26 protein-coding genes are annotated in these 22,519 nt (G+C 62.9%); 15 read left to right on the top strand and 11 right to left on the bottom strand.

Features of this window, described 5'->3' with window-relative positions; genetic code table 11:
* Positions 1–249: 249 nt before the first annotated feature.
* Both BUB62_RS15520 and BUB62_RS15525 read left to right on the top strand, forming a co-directional pair.
* Positions 250–669, top strand: a complete 420-nt coding sequence (locus BUB62_RS15520; protein ID WP_073111638.1) for a DUF1810 domain-containing protein — start codon at positions 250–252, stop codon at positions 667–669.
* 101 nt (positions 670–770) lie between these two features.
* Positions 771–1,121 carry a DUF6370 family protein gene (locus BUB62_RS15525; protein ID WP_073111640.1) on the top strand — a complete coding sequence of 117 codons (351 nt, stop codon included), beginning with the start codon at positions 771–773 and terminating at the stop codon, positions 1,119–1,121.
* A gap of 113 nt (positions 1,122–1,234) precedes the next feature.
* Here the strand turns inward: BUB62_RS15525 and BUB62_RS15530 are convergent, their stop codons facing one another.
* Complete coding sequence (locus tag BUB62_RS15530; RefSeq protein ID WP_073111642.1) at positions 1,235–1,456, bottom strand: hypothetical protein; 222 nt, start codon at positions 1,454–1,456, stop codon at positions 1,235–1,237.
* A 300-nt stretch (positions 1,457–1,756) separates the two neighbouring features.
* On the opposite strand from BUB62_RS15530, the gene BUB62_RS15535 reads away from it, so the two are divergent.
* The 5 genes from BUB62_RS15535 to BUB62_RS15555 all read left to right on the top strand — a co-directional run bounded on the left by BUB62_RS15535 (position 1,757) and on the right by BUB62_RS15555 (position 9,160).
* Positions 1,757–3,841 (top strand): HelD family protein, encoded by a 2,085-nt coding sequence (locus tag BUB62_RS15535; RefSeq protein ID WP_073111644.1) that lies wholly within the window; start codon positions 1,757–1,759, stop codon positions 3,839–3,841.
* Between the two features lie 171 nt (positions 3,842–4,012).
* Complete coding sequence (locus BUB62_RS19140; RefSeq protein ID WP_073111645.1) at positions 4,013–4,591, top strand: hypothetical protein; 579 nt, start codon at positions 4,013–4,015, stop codon at positions 4,589–4,591.
* 366 nt (positions 4,592–4,957) lie between these two features.
* On the top strand, positions 4,958–6,091 hold the full coding sequence (locus BUB62_RS15545; RefSeq protein ID WP_084539113.1) for an AMP-binding protein: 1,134 nt from the start codon (positions 4,958–4,960) through the stop codon (positions 6,089–6,091).
* A 303-nt stretch (positions 6,092–6,394) separates the two neighbouring features.
* A complete protein-coding gene (locus BUB62_RS15550) occupies positions 6,395–8,569 on the top strand; it encodes a dipeptidyl-peptidase 3 family protein (protein WP_084539114.1) in 2,175 nt (724 codons plus the stop codon).
* 201 nt (positions 8,570–8,770) lie between these two features.
* On the top strand, positions 8,771–9,160 hold the full coding sequence (locus BUB62_RS15555) for a hypothetical protein (RefSeq protein WP_073111647.1): 390 nt from the start codon (positions 8,771–8,773) through the stop codon (positions 9,158–9,160).
* Between the two features lie 253 nt (positions 9,161–9,413).
* Here BUB62_RS15555 and BUB62_RS15560 read toward each other — a convergent pair whose 3' ends face one another.
* Positions 9,414–10,100: a hypothetical protein gene (locus BUB62_RS15560; RefSeq protein WP_073111649.1), complete on the bottom strand. Its 687-nt coding sequence runs from the start codon at positions 10,098–10,100 to the stop codon at positions 9,414–9,416.
* A gap of 209 nt (positions 10,101–10,309) precedes the next feature.
* Between BUB62_RS15560 and BUB62_RS15565 the strand changes: the two genes are divergently transcribed.
* From BUB62_RS15565 to BUB62_RS15595, 7 genes are all read left to right on the top strand, one after another.
* The gene (locus BUB62_RS15565; protein ID WP_073111651.1) at positions 10,310–10,753 is read left to right on the top strand and encodes an ABA4-like family protein; all 444 of its coding nucleotides are present in this window, start codon (positions 10,310–10,312) and stop codon (positions 10,751–10,753) included.
* Between the two features lie 39 nt (positions 10,754–10,792).
* Complete coding sequence (locus BUB62_RS15570) at positions 10,793–11,671, top strand: hypothetical protein (protein WP_073111653.1); 879 nt, start codon at positions 10,793–10,795, stop codon at positions 11,669–11,671.
* A gap of 100 nt (positions 11,672–11,771) precedes the next feature.
* A complete protein-coding gene (locus BUB62_RS15575; protein WP_073111655.1) occupies positions 11,772–12,731 on the top strand; it encodes an alpha/beta fold hydrolase in 960 nt (319 codons plus the stop codon).
* Between the two features lie 225 nt (positions 12,732–12,956).
* Entirely contained in the window at positions 12,957–13,484 is a 528-nt protein-coding gene (locus tag BUB62_RS15580) for a DUF2867 domain-containing protein (RefSeq protein WP_073111656.1), read from the top strand.
* A gap of 36 nt (positions 13,485–13,520) precedes the next feature.
* A complete protein-coding gene (locus tag BUB62_RS15585) occupies positions 13,521–14,549 on the top strand; it encodes a sensor histidine kinase (protein ID WP_073111658.1) in 1,029 nt (342 codons plus the stop codon).
* A gap of 33 nt (positions 14,550–14,582) precedes the next feature.
* Entirely contained in the window at positions 14,583–15,080 is a 498-nt protein-coding gene (locus BUB62_RS15590) for a DoxX family protein (RefSeq protein WP_073111660.1), read from the top strand.
* Positions 15,081–15,100: 20 nt separating this feature from the next.
* Positions 15,101–15,856: a LytR/AlgR family response regulator transcription factor gene (locus BUB62_RS15595; RefSeq protein WP_073111662.1), complete on the top strand. Its 756-nt coding sequence runs from the start codon at positions 15,101–15,103 to the stop codon at positions 15,854–15,856.
* Positions 15,857–16,037: 181 nt separating this feature from the next.
* Here BUB62_RS15595 and BUB62_RS15600 read toward each other — a convergent pair whose 3' ends face one another.
* The 8 genes from BUB62_RS15600 to BUB62_RS15635 all read right to left on the bottom strand — a co-directional run bounded on the left by BUB62_RS15600 (position 16,038) and on the right by BUB62_RS15635 (position 20,938).
* On the bottom strand, positions 16,038–16,817 hold the full coding sequence (locus BUB62_RS15600) for a LytR/AlgR family response regulator transcription factor (protein WP_073111664.1): 780 nt from the start codon (positions 16,815–16,817) through the stop codon (positions 16,038–16,040).
* A 266-nt stretch (positions 16,818–17,083) separates the two neighbouring features.
* Positions 17,084–17,302: a thioredoxin domain-containing protein gene (locus BUB62_RS15605; protein ID WP_073111666.1), complete on the bottom strand. Its 219-nt coding sequence runs from the start codon at positions 17,300–17,302 to the stop codon at positions 17,084–17,086.
* Positions 17,303–17,347: 45 nt separating this feature from the next.
* Positions 17,348–18,034, bottom strand: a complete 687-nt coding sequence (gene msrA / locus BUB62_RS15610) for a peptide-methionine (S)-S-oxide reductase MsrA (protein ID WP_073111668.1) — start codon at positions 18,032–18,034, stop codon at positions 17,348–17,350.
* 39 nt (positions 18,035–18,073) lie between these two features.
* The gene (locus BUB62_RS15615; protein ID WP_084539116.1) at positions 18,074–18,604 is read right to left on the bottom strand and encodes a DUF417 family protein; all 531 of its coding nucleotides are present in this window, start codon (positions 18,602–18,604) and stop codon (positions 18,074–18,076) included.
* A gap of 307 nt (positions 18,605–18,911) precedes the next feature.
* A complete protein-coding gene (locus BUB62_RS19440) occupies positions 18,912–19,271 on the bottom strand; it encodes a hypothetical protein (RefSeq protein WP_200799940.1) in 360 nt (119 codons plus the stop codon).
* A gap of 95 nt (positions 19,272–19,366) precedes the next feature.
* A complete protein-coding gene (locus BUB62_RS15625) occupies positions 19,367–19,630 on the bottom strand; it encodes an anti-sigma factor family protein (RefSeq protein ID WP_073111670.1) in 264 nt (87 codons plus the stop codon).
* A 40-nt stretch (positions 19,631–19,670) separates the two neighbouring features.
* Positions 19,671–20,258: a sigma-70 family RNA polymerase sigma factor gene (locus tag BUB62_RS15630; protein ID WP_073111672.1), complete on the bottom strand. Its 588-nt coding sequence runs from the start codon at positions 20,256–20,258 to the stop codon at positions 19,671–19,673.
* A 200-nt stretch (positions 20,259–20,458) separates the two neighbouring features.
* Positions 20,459–20,938, bottom strand: a complete 480-nt coding sequence (locus BUB62_RS15635; protein WP_073111674.1) for a hypothetical protein — start codon at positions 20,936–20,938, stop codon at positions 20,459–20,461.
* 120 nt (positions 20,939–21,058) lie between these two features.
* Between BUB62_RS15635 and BUB62_RS15640 the strand changes: the two genes are divergently transcribed.
* Positions 21,059–21,415 carry a DUF6799 domain-containing protein gene (locus BUB62_RS15640; protein ID WP_143164220.1) on the top strand — a complete coding sequence of 119 codons (357 nt, stop codon included), beginning with the start codon at positions 21,059–21,061 and terminating at the stop codon, positions 21,413–21,415.
* An 84-nt stretch (positions 21,416–21,499) separates the two neighbouring features.
* Here BUB62_RS15640 and BUB62_RS15645 read toward each other — a convergent pair whose 3' ends face one another.
* Positions 21,500–22,411, bottom strand: a complete 912-nt coding sequence (locus tag BUB62_RS15645; protein ID WP_073111678.1) for an alpha/beta hydrolase — start codon at positions 22,409–22,411, stop codon at positions 21,500–21,502.
* Positions 22,412–22,519 lie beyond the last annotated feature (108 nt).

Below are 22,519 nucleotides of genomic sequence, written 5' to 3' on the forward strand. Positions count from 1 at the left end.
TTTTGAAAAAAGACCCGCACCACGCCGTGCGGGTCTTTTTTTGGGCCGGCAATCCGGGGTGGGCAAACCGGCTTTGCGGCAGTACGTTAGCATTTCTTTGGACGCTTTTAGGTAAAGCAGCCTATTTGCGTCTCCTTGCTGAACATCCGGAGCGGCATCATTAACTCGACCTCAGCAATGATTGAGACGCAAGGATGCGTCTCTACGCCGTTTTGATGACTGCCAAATTCGTGTAAACTGACCCAACCCATGCCTGCTTCCCTGCAACGCTTCCTCGACGCCCAAGAACACGACTACGCCACGGCCCTGGCCGAAATTCAGGCTGGGCGCAAGCTTAGCCATTGGATATGGTACATCTTCCCCCAGATTCAGGGGCTGGGCTTCAGCGAAACGTCGCGGTTTTACGCCATCCAGGGTCGGGCCGAGGCGGAGGCGTATCTGGCGCATCCGGTGCTGGGCCCGCGCCTGCTGCGCATCAGCGAGGCACTGCTGGCCCTCAGCTCCAGCAATGCCACCCAGGTTTTGGGCCAGCCCGACGACCTGAAGCTACGCTCGTCCATGACCTTATTTGCGGCCCTGAACCGCAGCCCCGTCTTCCAGGCCGTGCTCGATAAGTTCTTTGGCGGCGCACCTGATGCCCGCACGCTCCAGCTGCTGGAGGGCCGGTAGCGCGGAAATCCGTTCCGCGCTATTCACTCAGAGCCTGCTGAACCAGTTTCACGTTTTAACCTAAACCTGCTACCTTCCCCGGCATATTTTTTCGCTGCGCCATGAAATTCCCGCTACTATTCACCCTGCTGGCCTTGGCCACCGGATCCGTCGCCCAGACCACGCCCGTTGCTTCGGCTCTGCCGGCCGCCACCCAGAAAACAATAATAGTGGAAGCCTCCTGCGGCCAGTGCCGCCTAGGCCTGCCCGGCAAAAGCTGCGACCTGGCCATCCGCCTGAACGGCCAGGCCTACTTCGTGGACGGCACCACCATCGACTCCCACGGCGACGCCCACGCGAAGGACGGCTTCTGCAGCGCCATCCGGCAGGCCGAAGTGCAGGGCGCGGTGGTAGATAATCGATTTAAGGCCACGTATTTCCGGCTGCTGCCGGAGGTGAAAAAAGAGAAGTGAGTGATAAATCTATGACCGGTGAGCTGCGGCAATTCAAACGTGGGCCCAAACTTTCGAAAACCAAAAAGCGCCACCCAAGTCAGGTGGCGCTTTTTATTGCCTGAAATTTCAACTCAAAATATCGACCCGTACGCCTCGCACCCGGCGCACCAGCCGTAGAAGTCGCGCAGCCGCTCACTTTTGGCTTCTTGCTTTTGTCGCTTGCGGGCGGCGCGGCGGATGGCCTTGGCGACCAGGACGGCCAGCGGCGCGGCGGTATAGTGGCGCAACATGAGGTAGCGCCGGAACACGCAGGTGCGGGCCAGGGTAAAGGGGCTGGAAGCGGGAGCATTCATGGCGCGGAGAGGTTGATACGGATGCTTAAGATACGACTTTAATCGCCTCTATGCCAAGGGCTGGCAACGAACTTGGCAGGCGGTTACTTGGGTGCCATGCCCGCGGGCTCTTCCGCGGCCGGCTTGGCCTGCCGGGGTCGTATTTTGCGCCTGTTCCTGTTAGGCTCCCGCATTGGGAAGCTTGTCCTTTCCGGTCTGCCGAAACCCTGCGCAAGCAAAGAGTGCCGTTCTTTGCACATCCATCCGGGCCCCGCGCGATAAGGGGCCCGAAAGGATCATTTTTCAGCAGCCGAGCAGCACGTGATAAACGCAACCGAACAAGAAGAGCGGGAATACCTGGAGCAGATAAAGGAGCAGCTGACCCTGGCCATCCGCCGCGTGGATGAGGCCGTGAAGCAGTTTTCCAGCGAGCTGCGGCAGAAGAAGGAATACCTCCACGAGCACCAGTCCGGCATGGACGACGCCGACATGGTGGCCGCCGGCCAGTCCATCGACCGCATGGCTTTTACAGGCGAGGCCAGCGTGGCCCGCAAGCGCCGCCTGCTCAAATTGATGCAGTCGCCCTACTTCGGCCGCGTCGACTTTACCACTCCCAACGGGGTAACCACGCCGGTGTACATCGGCGTGCACTCATTCGTGGACGAGCAGCGGCGCCACGGCCTCATTTACGACTGGCGCGCGCCCGTTTCCTCCCTGTTCTACGACTTCGAGCTGGGCGACGCTGCTTACACCACGCCATCGGGGGGGCTCGTGCGGGGCCGCATTGCGCTCAAGCGCCAGTACAAGATCCGCGACGGCCGCCTGGAGTTCGTGCTCGACAGCGCCGTGAGCATCCACGACGACGTGCTGCAGCGCGAGCTGGCCAAGTCCTCGGACGACAAGATGAAGAACATCGTGGCCACCATTCAGCGCGACCAGAACGCGGTGATTCGCAACGAAACGGCCCCGGTGATGATTATCCAGGGCGTGGCCGGGTCGGGCAAGACCAGCATTGCCCTGCACCGCATTGCCTTCCTGCTCTACCCCCACCGCGAAACCATCCGCGCCAAGGACGTGCTCATTATTTCGCCCAACAAGGTCTTCGCCGACTACATCTCCAACGTGCTGCCCGAGCTGGGCGAGGAGTACATTCCGGAGATGGTGATGGAGGAGCTGGCCGCCGACCTGCTCGAGAACCGCTACCCTTTCCAGACCTTTTTCGACCAGGTAGCCACGCTGCTGGAGCGGCCCGACCCGGCGTTTATTGAGCGGATTCAGTTTAAGTCATCGACGGAGTTTCTGAGCCGGCTGAACCAGTACCTGCTGCACGTCGAGAATACCTACTTCACCCTGACCGACCTACGGGTAGGCAGCACCGTGGTGCCCCGGGCCCTGATTCAGGAGAAGTTCCGGACCCTGCACCGGGTGCCGCTGCTGAAGCGGTTTGCGCTGGTGGCCGAGGCCGTGCGGGCTCACGTGCGCGACGCGGCCCGCCGCAAGCTGACCGGGACCGAGAAAGCCACCATCGGGGAGGCCATTCCGCGCATGTTCCGCTTCCACAACGTGCTGGACCTGTACCGCGACTTTTACCGCTGGCTGGGCCAACCCGGCTTGTTCCGGCACGACCACCGCGCGGGCCTGGAATACGCCGACGTGTTTCCGCTCATCTACCTGCGCCTGCGCCTGGAGGGCATCAGCGCCTACGACCACGTGAAGCACCTGCTAGTGGATGAGATGCAGGACTACACCCCGGTGCAGTATGCGGTGCTGGCGCGGCTGTTTCCGTGCCGCAAAACCATCCTGGGCGACGTGAGCCAGACGGTGAATCCGTACAGCGCGTCGTCGGCCGAATCCATCGAGCGGGTGTTTCCGCAGGCCGACGTGGTGAAGCTGCTGCGCAGCTACCGCTCCACGCTCGAAATCACGGCCTTCGCCCAGCGCATCACCCCCAACCCCGCCATCATCCCGATGGAGCGGCACGGCCGGGAGCCGCTGATCCTGCCCTGCGCCGGCAACGCCGAAGAGCTGGCCGCCATCCGGACGCTGGTGGCGGAGTTCCGGGACTCGGGCCGGCAGTCGCTGGGCATCATCTGCAAAACGCTCCGGCAGGCCACGCACGCGCACCAAGCGCTCCACGACCTGGGCAGCATCCACCTGCTCACGGCGGAATCGGCCACGTTCAAGGAAGGCGTCATCCTCACCACGGCGCACCTGGCCAAGGGCCTGGAGTTCGATGAGGTCATCGTGCCCTTCGTCTCGGCCCGCAGCTACCAGACCGAGGTAGACCGGAGTATGCTCTACGTGGCCTGCACCCGGGCCATGCACCAGCTCACGCTCACGTATTCGGGCGAACTGACGCCGTTTTTGGCGGATGCGCGGGAGGTGGTGACGGGGGACGCCGGGTAGTGGCGGCGGCTCCCGGGCGAGTTGCGTTAAGCAAGCTGTTTTGGTGGGTATCCTTAACTTGCTGGCGTACTGAGGACGGGTTGACGCAACTTGCAGTGGCTGCGGGTTGCGTTGAGCCGGATGTTACAGGGTATTTTAAGACGACAACCAAACAGACAGATACATAGACAATTGGACGCATTTTTACTAATAGGTCTTTACATACTTGTATTCGTTGGCCTTCCAATTGCAATTGGTTGTTTGATTTATTTTGCCCCAAAGAAACTTGGCTATCCAAAGACAGGAAAGTATCTAACTATAATCTTTGGACTATTTATTTTGGCGGCTATTTTATCAGCTGTTTTTGAAGACCAACTTTTCACAAATAACAATGCAAAAGAACTTGTGGAAGAATATGAAGTTTTGTTGACAGACAAATTTGATTTGAAAGAAAATAAATCAATGTCTGGCATCGGTGATTATTACCACACATTTACTTTAAAAATTTCAGAGCGTGACAAAAACAATGCAATTTTAAAGATTAAAGACTCTGACAACTTTAAAATAAACAATGCTTCAATAGAAAGCTTGCTTCATCAACAACAAGAAAGGTATTTCGGCCCAAGAGTTATTCAAAATTACGAAACTGAAAATTCATATATCAGAGAGTATTTTCAGCCAAGTGGGCGAAGAGGTTACGCGCCGACATTTAGAAGAATTTCAATAAGCAAGACAGAAAACGAACTAATATTTGAAGACATTAAAGAATAGAGAAACGCCTATAACATCAGATTTGCAATAGGCAGTGTTTCGTGCTCTGCAAAAAGCTTTGTGGTTAAATATAATTAATTCCTCCGCATGGACATTTGTTCTAAAAAAACACGCCCAGCCCAAACCCCCAAAAAAACCAAAAAAGCGCCACCCGAATCAGGTGGCGCTTCTCGTTCCCCGAAGTTTCAACGCAAGCGGCGGGCGGCTTTGGCTACCAGAGCGGCCAGGCGAAACGGCCTGAGACACTACTTTATTCGCCTGAAAGCCAGGCCGAAGCGGGCGGGGCCGGCTTTCAGGCGGGAGCTTCGTAGGCCGGGAAGGTTGTAATTCCGTTCATCTTTGTCGCCGGCTTTTCCCGCTTCGCTTATGTCTGCTACTCCGCTCCTGCCCGATTCCCTGCTGCTCAACGGCCGCGAATTCCGCTACGACGACATCCGCCAATACCCCGCCAACAGCCCCACCGACCTGAACGGCTACGAGGCCAAGGTGCTCGACTTCTGCCGTCAGTGGCTGAACGGGGCCCAGGAATTCGGGCTGCGCACCTCCGGCTCCACCGGCAAGCCCCAACTCGTGACCATGCGCCGCCGGCAGCTGGCCGCCTCCGCCCGCCGCACCGGCGAGTACTTCGGCCTGGGCCCCGGCGACCGGATGCTGGTGTGTCTGAACTGCGAGTTTGTGGGCGGCCTGATGATGCTGGTGCGCGGCCTGGAGCTAAACCTGCATATGACCATCGTGGAGCCCCAGGCCGACCCGCTGGCCCTGGTGCCCGCCACCGCGCGGTTCGACTTCGCCTCCTTCGTGCCCCTGCAGCTGCGCGAGGTGCTGGCCCACAACTACGCCGCCCGGCTCAACCGGCTGAAAGCCATATTGGTGGGCGGGGCCACGGTGGAAAGCAGCCTGGAAAAGCAATTGCAGCCGCTGAAAGTGCCCGTGTACCTCACCTATGGCATGACGGAAACGGCCTCCCACATTGCCCTGCGCCGCCTCAACGGCCCCACCGCCACGCCCTTCTACAAGGTGCTGCCCGGCATCCACATCGGCCAGGATGAGCGCGGCTGCCTGACGGTGCGCGCCGACGTGACCGACGACCGCCTGGTGACCACCAACGACCGGGTGCGCCTACTCGAAGATCACAGCTTCGAGTGGCTGGGCCGCGCCGACTTCGTGATAAACTCTGGAGGCGTGAAGGTGCAGGCCGAAAAGGTGGAGCAGGTGCTGGAAGTGGCCCTGGCCGAGCTGGGCCTGCCCCACCGCGCCTTCGTGGCCGGCCGCCCCGATGCCCGGCTGGGCGAGCAGGTGACGGCCTTCCTGGAAGGCCAGCCGCTGCCGGAGGCCCAGGCCAAGAAGCTGCTGGCGCTGCTAACGGAGCGGCTGGAGCGCTATGAGCGGCCCCGCGAGCTGGTGTACGTGCCGCAGTTTCGCACCACGGCCTCCGGCAAGCTGGATCGGCTGGGCACGGTGCGCAGCATTGCTACGGCACCGCGCAATCTGTCTTCGTGAGTTGTCGGCTGTCATTTCAACCATCTGTCATCCTGAGCGGCGCGAAGCAAAGCGAAGGACCTTCCTCCGTTAAGTGACAAGCCTTTTGAAATGAGCAACGCCCTTTCCCGTTAGCGCAGGAAAGGGCGTTGGGCGTTGAAAAACGTTTTCTAGTAGCTGAAGAGGAAGGTCCTTCGCTTTGCTCAGGATGACAGACGATATCAGGGTGGTCTTCGATACCAAACTCACCCCGCCACTTCCGCTTCTTAACTATGTGAAAAAAGCCTTTGCTTTGTACTACTTTCCCATTCTGCCTTTTTCGCAATGAAGCGTAACACAATTTCGGCGGCGGCGTTGCTGCTGGCGGCTCAGTTTGGCGGCGGTTGCGCCGGCACCACGGCCACAACCACCACTCCCACGGAAACAGCCGTAGCGGCGGCCACGGCGGAGGCCATAACGGACCTGGGCGCCCCCAAATCCACCCAGCCAGCCACGCCGGCCACCGACCAGCAGCCCGCCTTCCAGACCGTGACCGAGCAGGTGGCCGACCTGCGCTTGCTGCGCTACCAGGTGCCGGGCTTCGAGACGCTGGAGCCGCGCCAGAAGGAGCTGCTCTACTACATGTACGAGGCCGCGCTGAGCGGGCGCGAAATCACCTACGACCAGAACTATAAGCACAACCTGCGGGTGCGCCGCACGCTGGAAGCGCTGTGGGCCGCCAACCAGGAGCGCATTGCCAACACCTCGAACACGAACAACGTGGATCAGGCCAACAAGCTGAACATCTACACCAAGCGGGTATGGTTCAGCAATGGCATTCACCACCACTACTCCACCCGCAAGTTCGTGCCCGAATGCACGCCTGCTTATTTCGCCGGCCTGGTGAAAAGCGTGGATGCCGGTACGCTGCCGCTGGAAAAGGGCGAAACCGTGGACCAGTTTCTGGCTGCCATCACGCCCATCATCTTCGACCCGAACGTGGCCCCGAAGCGCGTGAATCAGGAGGCCGGCAAAGATCTGCTGACTACCTCGGCCACCAACTTCTACGAGAACGTGACGCAGAAGGAAGCGGAGGCTTACTACGCCAAAAAGATTGATAAGAAGAGCAAAACGCCCATTTCCTACGGCCTGAATTCCAAGCTGGTGAAGGACAAGCAGGGCCGCGTGTTTGAGCTGCCCTGGAAAGTGGGCGGCATGTACGGCGCGGCCCTCACCCAGGTGATTTACTGGCTGGGCAAAGCCGTGGACGTAGCCGATACGCCCGAGCAGAAGCTGGCTCTGCAGCGCCTGATCCAGTATTACCGCACCGGCGACCTGAAAACCTGGGACGACTACAACATTGCCTGGGTACGCGACACGAAGAGCCGCACCGACTTGGTGAATGGCTTCATCGAGGTGTACGGCGACCCGCTGGGCTACCGCGCCACCTACGAGTCGGTGGTGTCGTTTAAGGATCTGGAGGCCAGCAAGCGCATCAAGGCCATCGGCGACGAGGCCCAGTGGTTCGAGGACAACTCGCCGATTTTGCCCCAGCACAAAAAGAAAAACGTGGTGGGCATTACGGCCAAGGTGATTACGGTGGTGGTGGAAAGCGGCGACGCGGCCCCGGCCACGCCCATCGGCATCAACCTGCCCAACGCCAACTGGATCCGCAAGGAGCACGGCTCCAAGTCGGTGAACCTGGGCAATATCGTGGACGCCTACGCGCTGGCTGATGCCGGCGGCACGCTGGATGAGTTTGCTTACTCGGCCGAGGAAAAGGCCCGGGCGCGGCAGTACGCGGGCCTGGCCGGCAAGCTCCACACCGATATGCACGAGGTAATCGGGCACGCCTCGGGGCAGATCAACGCCAATGTGGGCACGCCCAAGGAAACCCTGAAAAGCTATGCCTCCGCCATTGAGGAGGGCCGCGCCGACCTGGTAGCGCTGTATTACCTGATGGACGAGAAGCTGGTCCAGCTGGGCGTGGTGCCGAGCCTGGAAGTGGGCAAGGCCGAGTACGACAACTACATCCGCAACGGCCTGATGGGCCAGCTGGTGCGCCTGCCCCTGGGCGAAACCGTGGAGGAAGCCCACATGTGCAACCGCCAGATGGTGGCCAAATGGGCCTTCGAAAAGGGCAAAAAGGACAACGTAATCGAGAAGGTGACCCGCGACGGCAAGACGTACTTCAGGATCAACGACTACCAGAAGCTGCGGGGCCTGTTTGGGCAGCTGTTGCGCGAGCTGCAGCGCCTGACCAGCGAAGGCGACTACGCGGCGGCCAAAAACCTGATTGAGACCTACGGCGTGAAAGTGGATCCCACCCTGCACAAGGAAGTGCTGGAGCGCTACGCCAGGCTCAACATCGCGCCCTACGCGGGCTTCATTCAGCCGCGCCTGGTGCCGGTGGAAGTGGGCGGCAAAATCACGGATGTGAAGGTGGAATACCCCGCCGACTTCGCCCAGCAGATGCTGGACTACAGCCGCAAGTACAAGTTTCTGCCGAACTACAATTAACTTGTTCAGACTCTGAAGAACGGGTCCTGCTGAGCGAAGCCGAAGCATCTCGCGTGCTTCGTTGCAACCTCACCCCCAACCCCTCTCCAAAAGAGAGGGGAGTCGGATGAAGCGGGCGAGATGCTTCGACCAGCGGACGCCAGATGACGCCTGACCCGTTCTTTTCTCTTCTGTTTTCCTGAATCAACACTTCCTGCCTTCATGAAACACTTTTTCCTTGCCACGCTCACGCTGCTGCTGTTTCTGAGCGCCACCGCGCCCTCGCAGGCCCAGACCACCAACGCCAACGCGGCCCGCTACGAGTATTGCGAGCTGCTGAAAACCGACTTTCTGACCACGCCCCGCAAGACCAAAGGCAGCGACATTTTCGTGGACTTCGGCTTTGGCTACGAGAAGCTGGGCGAGAGTGATTTCGCCAAGCGCGAGGTAGGCAAGATGGAAGTACTTTCGACCCCGCTAAGCACGCTCAACTACATGGGTAAGCTGGGCTGGGAGCTGGTGCAGGTGTATTCATTGCCCAACGGGCAGAAAAACCAGCAGTCAACGCACATGCTGTTGCGCCGCCTCACCACGGCTTCGGGGCCAAAGTAAATTGGTGATTTTCTGGGCAAAAAAGCCGGCTTCCTGCGCAGGAAGCCGGCTTTTTTTGGTTTATCAACCAAGTTGCCGCACAGCCGCAGCGCGGCGGCAGGTTTGTAGTAAGTCATCGAGCAAATAGAACCAAGCCGCGTAGCGGTGACAGAACCGCCCGAACGACTCTGTCACCGCTACGCGGCTTTGTCTTGCGTACTTTGCTCCTTATCTACAAACCTGCCGCCGCGCTGCGGCTACGCTGACGCCTAGTTTAATCGTCGGCGCGCAGGCCGGTCTGGCTGAAAAGGCGGCGCTTGAAGCGCAGGGTCTTATACAGGTCGCCGAGCGAGACTTTGGCGCGGCCGTAAAACACGGGGCCGTTCAGCTCGCGCTGCAGATTGCGCGGCACGAACACCGGCTGCCGCCAGCCTAGGCCCGTGCCCACCGAAAACCAGCGAAACACCCGCATCTGCCCTGCCACGGTAGGCTCGGCCAGCCAGATGGTTTCTTTGGGGGAGCGCAGAATGGTGCCGTCGGGCACGAAAAAGCGGGAGTAGGATTTGCCCACGCCCAGCTGCAGCTGGCTGCTCATTTCCCAGCGCCGGGTCCGGATGAGCACGTACTCGCCGTAGCCGGCCACGTAGCGAAAGCGCAGCTCGGAGCGGGTGGTGGCGGGCAGCTCGGCGGGCAGGGGCTGGCGCGAGGGAATAGGGCTACTAAGCAAGTACACGCCGATGCCCGTGCGCACGCGGCCGCGCCACTCCACGCCCAGCTTGAGGCCCAGCAGCGTCACGTAGCGGCGGTTGAGGATGGAGTTGCGCACATCGAGCTGAAACACCGGGCGGCGGTGCAGCTGGGCGCTGTCGGTGGCGTAGTCGGCACTTTGGGCCACGGCCGGGCCGGCCAGCAACACGCCGCCCAGGCTCCCCACCAGAATCTTTTTAGCCGCCTTATTCACGGCCCAAAGGTACGTACCCGGCCGGTAACTGGTCGTTTTTGGGCTGAATTTGCCCCCATTGGGCCACCGCCAGGACCGAACCGGAGCTTCACCCCCACCGATTCGCCGCTTCACCCGGCGCGGCGGCGGGTTCACCGGCTTGCGGCTTTTTTGCGGGGGCCGGGCCGGGTAGCTTTGATCTGTTCCTACCATCAAACGTCCCGCTTCCGATGCTCACGCCCGACCTGTTGTTTTCGTTGGCCAATGCTGCAGCCTTGCTGGGCTGGCTACTGCTGGGGGTGGCGCCGCGCTGGCGCGGCACCCAGGCAGTAGTGCATTCGGGGGCGCTGCCGCTGGGGCTGGCCGGGGCGTATGCGCTGCTGATCGGCGGGCACTACCTGGGGCCGCACGCCGGCACGGGCGGGTTTGGCTCCCTGGCCCAGGTAGCGGCGCTGTTTCAGGATCCGTGGGCGCTGCTGGCCGGCTGGGTGCACTACCTCTGCTTCGACCTGACCATTGGGGCCTGGCAGGCGCGCGATGCCCGGCGGCGCGGCCTGCCGCACTGGCTGCTGCTGCCCTGCCTGCTGCTCACGTTTCTGCTGGGGCCGGTGGGGCTGCTGCTCTACCACGCGCTGCGGCGCTTCTACCCTGCCCCTACACCGGTAGCAGACTGATTTCGTGCGTTTTCCTTTGGTCTTTTTTAGCTGATTCCGATGAAAGCTCTTGCCCTGCCTTCTTTTTTTGCCCCACCGGCTAATTCTGCCCCCACGCCCGCCCGGCCCGGTTCCGGGGTGCGCCACTTCCTGCGGGTGCTGCACGGCGTGAACCCGCTGCTCTCGGGGGCCGGGTGGCTGAACGTGCCGCTCATTGCCCTGGCCCTGCTCCTGCTGCCCTTCGACGAGCGCACGGTAACGGGTCTGAACGTGTGGTTTAAGCCCCTCAAATTTGCTCTTTCCGGCCTCCTTTACCTCTGGACGCTGGCCTGGCTGCTGGCCGACCTGCCTGCCCCCGCCCAGCGGGCCGTGCGCCGCCTCAGCGCGGGCGTGGCCCTGAGCCTGACGATCGAAATCCTGATTATCTACCTGCAGGCGGCCCGGGGCACCACCTCGCACTACAACGTGGGCTCGGCGCTGGATGGGGCATTGTTCGGGCTGATGGGCTTTTTCATCATGGTCAATACCACCTTGGTGGTCTGGGCCCTGATACTCACGCTGCGCCACCGGCCCTTCGGCCCGGCGGCCTATGTGTGGGGCATGCGCCTGGGGCTGCTGCTGTTTCTGGTGGGCAGCGCCTTGGGCGGGGCCATGATTCAGCATCTGGGCCACACCGTCGGCGCGGCCGACGGCGGGCCGGGGCTGCCGGTGCTGGGCTGGAGCACCCGCGCCGGCGACCTGCGGGCGGCCCACTTCCTGGGCCTGCACGCCCTGCAGGCCCTGCCGCTGGTGGGCTGGCTGCTCAGCCGCTCCGCGCCAAAGCTGAAGGTGCGTGGGCAGGTAGCGGGGCTGCTGGCCTTCACGCTGCTGTATTGCGGGGCCGTGGCCTGGCTGTATTGGCACGCTATGCAGGGGCTGCCTTTCTGGAAACTCCAGTAACTATACTACCGCCGTCGCTCGGCGGGGCCGGTTGACGGCGCGGCGACTTTCTACTTCGCCCCGCTACCTTTCCTTCAAATCTTTCTCTTTCCCGTACGCCATGCTCCGCTCCGCTCTTTCCCGCCTGCCGTTTGCTTTGCTGCTGTTGTCCCTGCTGCTGGTTTTCACTTTGGGCCAGGCCCGGCACCTTCCCAAGCATACCCTCACCAACGGCCCCACCACCCTGCTCACCTCCGATTCGGTGCGGCTGTATGTGCGGGTGGCCGGGCAGGGCACGCCCTGCGTGTTCGTTCACGGCGGACCGGGCGCGGGCAGCTACGCCTTCGAGCAGCTGGGTGGCCGGCCGCTCGAGCAGCAGCTGCACATGATTTACTTCGACCAGCGCGGCAGCGGCCGCTCAGCCAGCCCGGCGGGCAATGCATACTCGATGCCGCGCATGGTGCAGGATCTGGAGGAGCTGCGCCGGCAGCTGGGCCTGGAGCGCTGGGTGGTGATGGCCCACTCCTTCGGCGGAGCCATTGCCACGGCCTACGCGGCGCAGTATCCGCAGCGGGTGCAGGCCCTGATCTTGGTGAATGGGGTGCTGAACCCGCCGGCTTCGCTGGAAGCCATGCTCAGCTACGGCACCGCGCTGTTACCGGCCGAGGCCCGGCCCGACGCAGCCCTGTCCCCCATGCAGCGCTTCGGCCTGGTGATGGGCGCACTCCAGCAGCGCCAGCTGGGCTCCCGGCTGCAGTTTTCTTCCGATTCGCTGGCGGCCCGCACCGGCCGCGCCAGCCGGGGCAGCGGCCCCAACCACGACTTCGCCGCCCAGGTATTCGGCGGCCGGCTGCCCGACTACGGCCACGACTACGTGCCCGCCTCCGCCACCCTCACGATGCCCGTGCTCACCATCGTGGGGCAGGACGACCGCACTACCGGGGCCGAGGCGCACACGTTCCGGTTTCCGCGCCAGCAGGTGGTGGTAGTGCCGGGCAAGCATTACTCCTTCGTGGAGCAGCCGGCCACTTTCCGCCGGGCCGTGGTCAGCTTTGTGCAGAAGCTGCCCCGCAACTCCTAGCCGAAAGCTGCTGCTGATGTGAGCTTGGCCTGAGCCTGACCCCGCGCCGTCGCCCGGCTCTGCTGAGCGACGGCGCGTGCCGCCATCGACGAAGTCACGGATTCGATTTATTTTTTTTTGATTGCGTGACTCTTGCGCGGCAGGATGGCAAGCCACTCCCCGCCGTTGCCCGGCACCGCCGGGCGACGGCGCCAGAGATTCCGTAGTCTTTCCTTCCTTACCATTATGAATCAACCCCTTATCGTGGCCGTGGGCGTGCCCGCGGACAGCCGGCTCAGCCAGTATTTTCCTGAAGAGCGGTATGCCGATGCTTACGCCGTGCCCCTGGCGGCCCACCACCCGGCGCAGGCCCCGGCCGTGGCCCGGCTGCTACTGGGGCAGGGGCCAAACTGGGTGCGCCGCCTGCTGCGCCTGCGCGACTGGCTGGTGCGCCCCCTGGGCCTGGCCACCTTTCCGACCCAGGCGGCCCCCGCGCCCGAGCCGCCGCTGGTGGCCGGCGGGCAGCTGGGGCCGTTCCGGGTGTTCAGCGTGGAGCCCCAAGAAGTAGTACTGGGCCAGGACGACCACCACCTCGACTTTCGGGTGTCGGTGTGGGTGCCGGCCGGGGCAGAGCCGCGCCGGGCGGTGCTGAGCACGGCGGTGCGGTTTCACAACCGCCTGGGGCGCGTATATTTCGCCCTGATCCGGCCGTTTCATCACCTGGTGGTGAAGGCCCTGCTGCGGCACGCGCTACGGGCCGCGCCTGCCGCCTGAGCTGATTTCGACTCCTTTGCCTGCCGCGCCCTGCCCATGAACGACCGTCGCCTGCGCCTGCTGGGCATTCCCGCGCTGGCTATTCTTATTTCGCTGCTCACCCTGGACGACCTACCCCTGCGGTTTTCCTGGGGCCTGGTGGTGCTGCACCTGAGCATTTCGCTGCTGTTTACCGCCACGCTGTGGGTGGGCACGCTCAGCATCTGGGGCTGGCTGCTGCGGCGCTACCCGGCCGTGGGACAAACCCAGCGGCGGCTCTGGCTGCTGGCCGGAGCCAGCCTGCTCTACACGGCGGTGGCTACCACAGCCCTGATGGCGCTGCTGCACCAGCTGCTGCCGCCCTACTTTTCGCTCGCACCCCGGCCCCTGCTCACCCAGATCCTGTTCAACCTGATTCCGGGGGCCGGGGTGCTGCTGCTCTACGAAAGCCTGCACTTTTTCGGGCAGTGGGAGCTGAACGTGCGCCGCGCCGAGCAGCTCAGCCGGGCCGGCGTGCAGAGCCAGCTCGAAGCCCTGCAAAACCAGCTCGACCCGCACTTCCTGTTCAACTCGCTCAACACCCTGTCCGCCCTCATCGACGACGACAACGCACCCGCCCAGAACTTCGTGGAGCAGCTGGCCGACGTGTACCGCTACGTGCTGCTGGCCCGCGACAAAGCCACGGTGCCGCTACGCGAAGAGCTGGCCTTCGTGGATACGTACGTGGCGCTGCAGCAAACCCGCTTCCGCACCAACCTGCGGGTGTCGCGGCAGATTCCGCCCGTCCTGCTCGACCACCGCGTGGCTCCGCTGAGCGTGCAGCTGCTGGTCGAAAACGCGCTGAAGCACAACGTGGTGAGCCGGGAGCATCCGCTCGAAATCAGCATCGCGGCCGATGCCGGCACCGGCTACCTGCGGGTGCAGAACGCGCGGCGGCCGCGCGCCGCCGGCCTGGGCCCCGGCACCGGCCTGGGTCTGCAAAATACCGTGCACCGCTATGAGCTGCTCCAGGCCCCGCACCCAGTCCGCATCGAGCCCACGCCGGCTACCTTCACCGTGCGGCTTCCCTTGCTGCCGCCGCACTGATTTTCTTTTCAGCTGCTTATTTTTCCGTAGCCTATGAAGCCTTTGCTGGTATTGCTGACTGTATTTGTGGTGCTGGCGCTGGGCTCGTATCTGGTGGCGGATGGCCCCAACTATGTGCTGGCCGGGACCGGCGCTATGGCGGCCATGCTGCTATTTACGGGGGCCGGGCACTTTGCCTTCCGCCAGGGTATGGCCCGAATGGTGCCGTCCTTTCTGCCGGCCCCGGAAGCCTGGGTGCTGGCTACGGGCGGGCTGGAAATAGCGGCAGCCATCGGACTACTGGTTCCGGCATTGCGTGCCCCTACGGCCTGGCTGCTCATTGCTTTTTTCGTCCTGATCTTGCCCGCCAACATCCAGGCCGCCCGTCATCATCTCAACTACCAGACCGGCCAGCCCGACGGCCCCGGCCCGCCTTACCTCTGGTTCCGGATTCCGCTGCAGCTTTTCTTCATTGCCTGGACGTGGTATTTCGCCCTGGGCCTGCCGCTGGTGCAGGCGCTGCTACGGCCCTTTCTTGCCCCGCCCCACTAACTGATTCTGCTCCGTCTGCCATGACCGTTTTGCTGCTCGAAGACGAGTACCCCGCTGCCGAGCGGCTCCAGCGCCTGCTGCTTCAGGCCGCCCCCGACGCCCGCGTGCTGGCCGTGCTCGACAGCGTGGCCGACGCCGTGGCCTGGCTCACCCAAAACCCCGCCCCCGACCTGATCCTGTCCGATATCCAGCTCGCCGACGGCCTCAGCCTCGACGTGTTCGATCAGGTGCTCGTGCGCAGCCCGGTCATCTTCGCCACGGCGTATGATGCGTATGCGCTGCGGGCGTTCAAGGCCAACAGCATCGATTACCTGCTCAAGCCCATCAAGCTGGCCGAGCTGCAGGCGGCGCTGGCCAAGCTGCGCGAGTGGCAGCCGCACGCCCCGGCCCGCCAGCTCGAAACCCTGCGCGACAGTCTGCCGCGCCCGGCCCACGCCTACAAAACCCGCTTCCTGGTGCGCAGCGGCGAGCAGCTCTTGCCCCTGCCCGCCGCCGCCGTGGCCTGGTTCCAGAGCCGCCACGAAACCACCACCCTGGTCGCCGCCGACGGCCGCCGCTACGTGGTGGACTACACCCTGGAGCAGCTCGAAAAGCTCCTGGACCCCCAGCACTTCTTCCGCCTCAACCGCCAGCTCCTCACCCACCTGCAGGCCGTGCAGCGCCTGCACCCGCACTTCAATGGCAAGCTCAAGCTCGACCTGCAGCCCGCCCCGAGTGAGGAGGTGCTGGTGAGCCGGGAAAAGGCCGGCGCGTTTAAAAGCTGGCTGGAAGGGTAATGTCAGCTGTCATTGCGAGGAGGGACGACGAAGCAATCCGTCCCCTGAAATGTAGAAAGCTCTTTTTCACTAAGAAGCCCTGACGTAGCACGTACATCAGGGCTTTTCTATTTATGAAGCTTAGCTCATTGTTCAGGACGGATTGCTTCGTCGTGCCGCCTCGCAATGACAGTTTGGCCTCTCACCGCTCCAGCCACGCCCGAAACGCCGATACCCGCTCGCGGCTGACGAGCACGTCGCCGTCGGGGGCGGCGGGGACGAGCACGGTTTTCAGGCGGGAGTTGGTGTAGTGGATGATGTCGTGGATGGCGTCCTGGTGGGCGAAGTAGGCGCGGTTGAGGCGGAAGAATTGGCGCGGGTCGAGCAGCTTTTCGAGCTGCTCCAGGGTCTGATCGATGACGAAGCGGCGGTTTTCGCGGGTCTGCACGAAGGTGGCTTTTTCCAGGCTGAAGAAGTAGCTGATGTTTTCCACCGGAATCACCTTCAGATGCTCGCCTACCTTCACCACAAACTGCTTTTTGTACTGACTTTGCTGGGGCTGCAGCTGCTGCAATACCTGCGCCAGCAGGGCCGGATCGAGGGCCGGGGCGGGCGTGGCGCGGCCGCGCAGGTGGTGCAGCTTGGCCAGGGCCGCCTGCAGTTCTTCCTCGTCGATGGGCTTGAGCAGGTAGTCGATGCTGTTGACTTTGAAGGCCCGCAGCGCATACGCATCATACGCCGTGGTGAAGATGACGGGGCAACGCACGTCCAGCCGCTCGAACAGCTCGAAGCTCAGGCCGTCGGAGAGGTGAATGTCCAGGAACAGCACGTCGGGCGGCACGGGGGCGGTCTGGAGCAGCACCACGGCGGCTTCTACCGAGTCGGCGGTGCCGCGCACGTCCACGGGCGGGCTTTGGCGGCGCAGCAAATCGGTGAGGCGGCGGGCGGCCAGCGGCTCATCCTCGATGACGAAGGCAATCATACTTTTCTACTGGGAACAGTGGGGCTCAGGGAACAAAGGTGGAAAATATGCCGGTAAGCTAATCACTGGTCTGAAGCTGGCGCTGCAACGGAATTCACGAAGCTCCTACCTGGTTGGGTTGCGGGTATCCTGATTTGGGGAGCCAATTTTTTGAACCCGAACTGCCCCACTGTGGGCACGCCGCCCCCTAATAACGCGCAACTGCTTGCTGTTTACTCAAAGGAGAGGAAAGCTTCATGACAATGCGAATGCCGGCCTTTGGCCGCCTACAGCGCCTGTAGCACCTGCTTCACTGTGGCGCGCCGGCGGTAGTCGGGGTTGAAATAGACGAACCTGATCTTGCCATTCTGCCCGATGACGTAGGCGGCCGGCACGGGCAACACGCTCTGGTCGGAGCCGTTGGCCTGCTTCAGGTCCAGGCCGAAGCCCTTGTACTTATGCGCCGTGGCCTCGTCCACGCTGAAGGCGGTGTGGTAGGCCTTCATAATGGTGAAATTCTAATCGTGGATGATGGGGAAGGCCGCCGGATTCTACAGCGCGTCGGCGGGCTTGAGCAGTTGGGGGAAAGCTTTGCGGAATTTCTCCACTTTGGGCTGCGAAACGTGGGCAATGTAACCCTGGGTGGGGTGCAGGCGGTAGTAGCCCTGGTGGTAGGCCTCGGCGACCCAGAACTGCGTGAGCGGCACCACCTGCGTCACGATGGGCGCGGGGTAGTGATGCGCCGCGTCGAGCCGCCGGATGGTGGCCGCAATGAGCTGCTTTTCCTGGGGTGTGCGGTAGAAGGCCACCGAGCGGTACTCGGTGCCGGTGTCGGGGCCCTGGCGGTTCAGTTCCGTGGGGTTGTGGACCCCCAGAAAAAACACGTCGAGCAGCTGCTGGTAGCTCACTTGGCGGGCGTTGTAATACACCTGCACCGCTTCGGCGTGGCCGGTTTCCTCGCTGGCCACGGCTTCGTAGGTGGGGTTGGGGGTGGTGCCGCCGGCGTAGCCCGGCACGGCAGCCACCACGCCGCGCACTTCCTCAAAGGTTTCTTCGTGGCTCCAGAAGCAGCCGCCCGCGAAGGTGGCCACGGCCAGGCCGGTCAGGTTGCGGGGCGCGGGGCCGGCGGTGGAGCGGGTGGGCGCGGCCGGCGCATCAGACGACATCGGAACAAAGGCCAGGGAGGCCAGGCCCCCGCCAACCAGCAGCAGGGACAGAAAGAAATTGCGGGTTTCCATGAGGCAGCAGAAAAAAGCAGGCGAAGAAGGCAAGACTCGTTAGGCGGTTTTCCAGGCCCGGCGGGCCTCGGCGGCGGTGTAGAGGGCCGCGCCCAGCAAGGTCAGGTCTTTGATGAGGAAGCTGCCCGCGCCGCCCGGCACCCACAGCCCATCCACCTTCGCCAGGGCACCCGGCGTGGTGAACAGAAACGATACCGTGACGGCAAATATCAGCACCGCGCCCAGGCTGCCGACAAACGACCAGCGCGCCGCCACCGGCCGCAGGGCCAGCAGCACGGCCACCCCGATTTCCACGGCCCCCACCCCGTTGGACACGGCCCGCACGCTCAGCACCTGGTAGAGCCAGGCAAACAGCGGGCTACGAGCAAACAAGGGCTGGATGGCCGCGGCCTCGGTGGGCGTGAACTTGAACACGCCAAACCACAGCAGCACCAGCACCAGGCTGTAGCGCAGCAGCAGCGTGCCGGCGCTTTCGAGTGCGGTGGGCTCCGGCGGAGCTACCGGCCCCCGGGGGCCGGTAAGAGAATCAATGGCGGCGGCGGGCCGGTCTACGAGCAGGGAAGAAGGCATGGCGAAGGGGTGTAATGGGGTTGAGTTGCCCCGACAGACGCGGCCGGCACCGGGGCCTTACAGAGTTTTTCCGGATTATTTCCGCCCCCTGGAAACGGCTTGGTCCAACCGCTCCCGCCGCTTTAGTCCGGCACTACGGCTCCCCAGAACGCAACTACCCGGCAACAACGGTATCAACCGCTATTGCCGGGTAGGTATGCTTGGTGCTTTCGGCACCTACAAGCGCCATCCGCGGCGCAACCAGGCCACCCGCGCCGGCCGGAAGCGCCTTTCGGACTGCTTCTGACCAGCTGCGGGTGGCCTTTTACTAATGACTCATTTTGTCATCGGTCATTTTGCCTTTCTTGGCTTTTCTGGCAGGAGCCGTCATTTTCCCGTCCGTCATCTTGCCATCCGACATTTTTCCGTCGGCCATCTTACTATCCGACATCTTACCGTCCGACATCTTACCGTCGGTCATTTTGCCATCGGCCATCTTACCATCCGACATTTTCCCGTCCGACATTTTGCTGTCGGTCATCTTGCCATTCGACATTTTATCTGATTTGGCGGGGGGCTTTTGGGTGCCCTGGGCGAAAGCCGGGTTGGTGAGCGGAGCCGCCAGACAGGAGCCGGCAAACAGCAGGAACGCGAACAGGGCGGAGGTGGAAGCGGGTGAATTTTTCATGGGGGAGGGAAAAAGAGAAAAGTGAGATTGAGAAGTGGTTTCAGCGGGATGGACGCTGCCGGCAGCTGAACCTTACAGCCGTTCCCGAAAAAAACTCATCTTCTCTCTCCCTCCTCCAGCAGTTGCTGAAGCCGCTCCTTCGCCTCGTTCGACAGGCCGGGCTGGGCAGCACTGGCAGCAGCACGCACCGCGTTCCGGGCCAGCTCGCTCACCAAAACGGTTTGCTTGGCGTAGCGGCTGCAGTAGGGGCAATAGCGCAGGTGCAGCCAGAGGCTGTTGCGGGCGAGGGGGGCCAACGCCCCATCCGCCTGCTGTTCGACAAATAGGGTGGCCTGGCGGCAGGAAATGATTCGAAGCATGAAGGGGGGTGGTCAGTAGCCGACCAGAAAAAAAAGAAACTCAGGCGGCCCGGCCCAGGCCGTGCTTTTCCAGGCAGCGGCGCAGCTGCAGCTTGGCCCGATGGATAATTACCCAGTAGTTAGACGACGTCAGACTGAGTTCCTTACAAATCTCCTCCGCCGTCAGCTCTTCCACGAAGCGCAGCACAAATACGGCGGCGTGCTGACTGGGCAGCTTATCCTGGCAGGTGCGGAGCGTCTGTTGCAGCTCCTGCTGCTCCAGCGCGCCGTCGGCACTCTGCCAGCTGGTGGGGTATTGCTCGCGCCGCCAGTGCCCGTTGTCCTCCTGAAAAAAATCGGCCTCCGTGGGCCCATCGGGCGTGACGACTGCGAGCGATACTTCGGGGTGGCGGGCCTGACGGCGGTAGTGGTCGATGATCTTGCGGCGCAGAATCAGAAACAGCCAGGTGCGCTCCGAGGCCTCGCCCCGGAACGAGGCCAGCGCGTCCAGGGCGCTGAGCAGCGTGTCCTGCACCAGCTCCTCGGCGCACGCCTCATCCGACACCCGGCCCAGCGCGAAACGATACAGCTCATCGCCGAAGCGCGCTACCCACAGCGTCGGCTCAGGTTTGATCAGGGCAATTGACATGGGCAAAAAGGGGGATAACACCGGGAGTTACAGCAGCATAATCCGGTTGACAGATCAAGGTATTGACAATAAGGCGGTGAAGCATCCTTTTGCTGATCATTCTGCTTAGTGCAGATACCCAACGCACGCTACCCGGTTCGTCAGCAAACCCTTACGACGCACCGGCCGAGTGGGCAACCGGCGGGGGGCGCAGGCCGCGTTTACCCGGCGCTATTCCCCTGCCGGCTGCGGCGGAGCACGCCGGCAAACCGGCCCGCCGGGGAGCCCAGCCACCGGCTCAGCACCACCAGCGCGGCCGCCACGCAGGCCCCTGCTACCGGCATGAGCACCATGTGGCCGCCCAGCAGTAGGTAGCCAACCGGCACGCCCACAACCTGCGCCATTTTCAGCGCTAAAGAGGCCGTATGGGCCGTGGCCGGGCCCGCGCCCAGCAGCCGGAACCAGTGCCCCAGCGTGTTGCCGATGAGCCCGGCCAAGACGCCCAGCCCCAGGTCCAGCAGGTGCGGCATCATGCGCGCCAGCGACTCGGCCCGCACCCACGTCAGCGCCACGAAGGCCGCCACCGCCAGCAACGCCAGCGAGGTACGCAGTCCGGCCGGCCAGCGCGAGCTGTCCGCGAAGCGGGGCCGGGGCAGCGCGGGCAGGGAGGCAATAAGGCGGAAAGCAGGAGACGGACGCATAACAGGAGAAGCTTAGTTGCCCGGGTAGACGCGCCGGCACCCCACTCCTTACACGCACTTTCCGGCTTGGATACTGCCGACGACTGCCTACCTTACCACCCAACCGCTAACTACCTGCGTATGAAACGAATACTCCTGCCCCTACTACTGTTGCTGCTCGCCGCCACCGCCAGCCGCGCCCAGACGCCCGCCGCCCCGGCCCCTGCCGCCGCGGCCGCCCAGATGAAAGACGGCCGGATGCTGGCCCTGAAAAACGGCCAGCTGACGCCGCTGACGGCTGACCTGACCCTAGCCAACGGCGCTACCGTAAGTCCGGCCGGGGTGATGCGCCTGCCCACCGGCCAGACCATGCCCCTGCGGGAAGGCGAACAGGTGACCACCAGCGGCATGGTGGTGCCCGCCCCCATGCCAACGGCGCGCCGTATGTCGCGGGCCAACAAGCATGTGACCAAGGGCATGATGAAACCCATGCCGTAACGGCCACAGCCATTATCAGAAAGCCCGCCCAACGAAGCGTCACGGCTCGTAAGGCGGGCTTTCTGGTAGGCAAGCCGAGAACCTTCAGGGCTGGTCGGCCACCGCAGTTCGGGCCGCCAAGTGCCGGTCAAACCACGCCAGGGCCTGGGGCAAATGCCGCGTAATAGTCGTTTCGTCGTGCCCACCCCCGGGCATCACCACCAGCTCAGATGCCACCCCTGCCGCCTTCAGCTTAGCAGCCATACTTTCGGACTGTTGGGGCGGAATAAACGTATCCGCGTCGCCTACCACCAGCAGCGTGGGGGCATTATTCGGCCCGACATGGGAGATGGGTGATACATGCCGCCCAATGGCTTCCCGCTCTTTGGGGGCAGTAATGCGCTGAAAGGCGTTGGTTTCGGGGTTGAGGCGGGCGAAGTCAAACGCCCCTTCGAGGGAAACCAACGGGTGCTGCCCGAGCATGTGCTTGCCGGGCTTGCCCCAATTGAGAAAGTCAGTCGGGGGGTAAAAAGCCACCACGGCCTGCACCTGGCTGGATTCCGTGTCGACCGGGTCCGGTGCCTGCGGCTGGCCCGCACGACCCGCACAGCCCACCATTAAGGACAAGTGACCACCGGCCGAGTCGCCGGTGCTGCCGATACGGTTCGGGTCGATACCGTACGCCTGGGCGTGGTGCCGGATGAAGCGCACCGCCCGGTGCGCGTCCTCGATGTTTTCAGGCAGGGTAAACTTGGGGTTGCTGCCATGCACCACGGCAAATACGGTGTACCCCTTAACCAGCAGCGGCTCGATGTAGCGCGGAATATGCTCCTCGATCTTGGCGTGGTCGGAGTACCAGCCTTCGCTGATAAACAGAATAACACCTGCCCCATTGGCTTTCTTTTCGGGAGAAAACACGTCCATCGTCAGAGCGGTGCCGAACGAGCGGGCGTAAATAACTTCCCGGCGGGTGTAGGCGCTGGCGAAGCCGGCCGCAAGGGTCAGGTGAGGAGGCATAGGTTGCTGAGGCTGGTCGGTGGAAGATGATTCGGATTGGCAACCAGAAAGTCCGGTTATGGCACCCAGCAGCGTCAGGAGCACGGCCGCGACGCTCAGCAGCCTCCG

Source organism: Hymenobacter daecheongensis DSM 21074 (assembly GCF_900141805.1).
Classification (GTDB): domain Bacteria; phylum Bacteroidota; class Bacteroidia; order Cytophagales; family Hymenobacteraceae; genus Hymenobacter; species Hymenobacter daecheongensis.

Coding starts and splice junctions, on each gene's coding strand:
- BUB62_RS15520 (WP_073111638.1), top strand. CDS start 250: ATGCCTGCTTCCCTGCAACGCTTCCTCGACGCCCAAGAACACGACTAC.
- BUB62_RS15525 (WP_073111640.1), top strand. CDS start 771: ATGAAATTCCCGCTACTATTCACCCTGCTGGCCTTGGCCACCGGATCC.
- BUB62_RS15530 (WP_073111642.1), bottom strand. CDS start 1,456: ATGAATGCTCCCGCTTCCAGCCCCTTTACCCTGGCCCGCACCTGCGTG.
- BUB62_RS15545 (WP_084539113.1), top strand. CDS start 4,958: ATGTCTGCTACTCCGCTCCTGCCCGATTCCCTGCTGCTCAACGGCCGC.
- BUB62_RS15550 (WP_084539114.1), top strand. CDS start 6,395: ATGAAGCGTAACACAATTTCGGCGGCGGCGTTGCTGCTGGCGGCTCAG.
- BUB62_RS15555 (WP_073111647.1), top strand. CDS start 8,771: ATGAAACACTTTTTCCTTGCCACGCTCACGCTGCTGCTGTTTCTGAGC.
- BUB62_RS15565 (WP_073111651.1), top strand. CDS start 10,310: ATGCTCACGCCCGACCTGTTGTTTTCGTTGGCCAATGCTGCAGCCTTG.
- BUB62_RS15570 (WP_073111653.1), top strand. CDS start 10,793: ATGAAAGCTCTTGCCCTGCCTTCTTTTTTTGCCCCACCGGCTAATTCT.
- BUB62_RS15575 (WP_073111655.1), top strand. CDS start 11,772: ATGCTCCGCTCCGCTCTTTCCCGCCTGCCGTTTGCTTTGCTGCTGTTG.
- BUB62_RS15580 (WP_073111656.1), top strand. CDS start 12,957: ATGAATCAACCCCTTATCGTGGCCGTGGGCGTGCCCGCGGACAGCCGG.
- BUB62_RS15585 (WP_073111658.1), top strand. CDS start 13,521: ATGAACGACCGTCGCCTGCGCCTGCTGGGCATTCCCGCGCTGGCTATT.
- BUB62_RS15590 (WP_073111660.1), top strand. CDS start 14,583: ATGAAGCCTTTGCTGGTATTGCTGACTGTATTTGTGGTGCTGGCGCTG.
- BUB62_RS15595 (WP_073111662.1), top strand. CDS start 15,101: ATGACCGTTTTGCTGCTCGAAGACGAGTACCCCGCTGCCGAGCGGCTC.
- BUB62_RS15600 (WP_073111664.1), bottom strand. CDS start 16,817: ATGATTGCCTTCGTCATCGAGGATGAGCCGCTGGCCGCCCGCCGCCTC.
- BUB62_RS15605 (WP_073111666.1), bottom strand. CDS start 17,302: ATGAAGGCCTACCACACCGCCTTCAGCGTGGACGAGGCCACGGCGCAT.
- msrA (WP_073111668.1), bottom strand. CDS start 18,034: ATGGAAACCCGCAATTTCTTTCTGTCCCTGCTGCTGGTTGGCGGGGGC.
- BUB62_RS15615 (WP_084539116.1), bottom strand. CDS start 18,604: ATGCCTTCTTCCCTGCTCGTAGACCGGCCCGCCGCCGCCATTGATTCT.
- BUB62_RS19440 (WP_200799940.1), bottom strand. CDS start 19,271: ATGAAAAATTCACCCGCTTCCACCTCCGCCCTGTTCGCGTTCCTGCTG.
- BUB62_RS15625 (WP_073111670.1), bottom strand. CDS start 19,630: ATGCTTCGAATCATTTCCTGCCGCCAGGCCACCCTATTTGTCGAACAG.
- BUB62_RS15630 (WP_073111672.1), bottom strand. CDS start 20,258: ATGTCAATTGCCCTGATCAAACCTGAGCCGACGCTGTGGGTAGCGCGC.
- BUB62_RS15635 (WP_073111674.1), bottom strand. CDS start 20,938: ATGCGTCCGTCTCCTGCTTTCCGCCTTATTGCCTCCCTGCCCGCGCTG.
- BUB62_RS15640 (WP_143164220.1), top strand. CDS start 21,059: ATGAAACGAATACTCCTGCCCCTACTACTGTTGCTGCTCGCCGCCACC.
- BUB62_RS15645 (WP_073111678.1), bottom strand. CDS start 22,411: ATGCCTCCTCACCTGACCCTTGCGGCCGGCTTCGCCAGCGCCTACACC.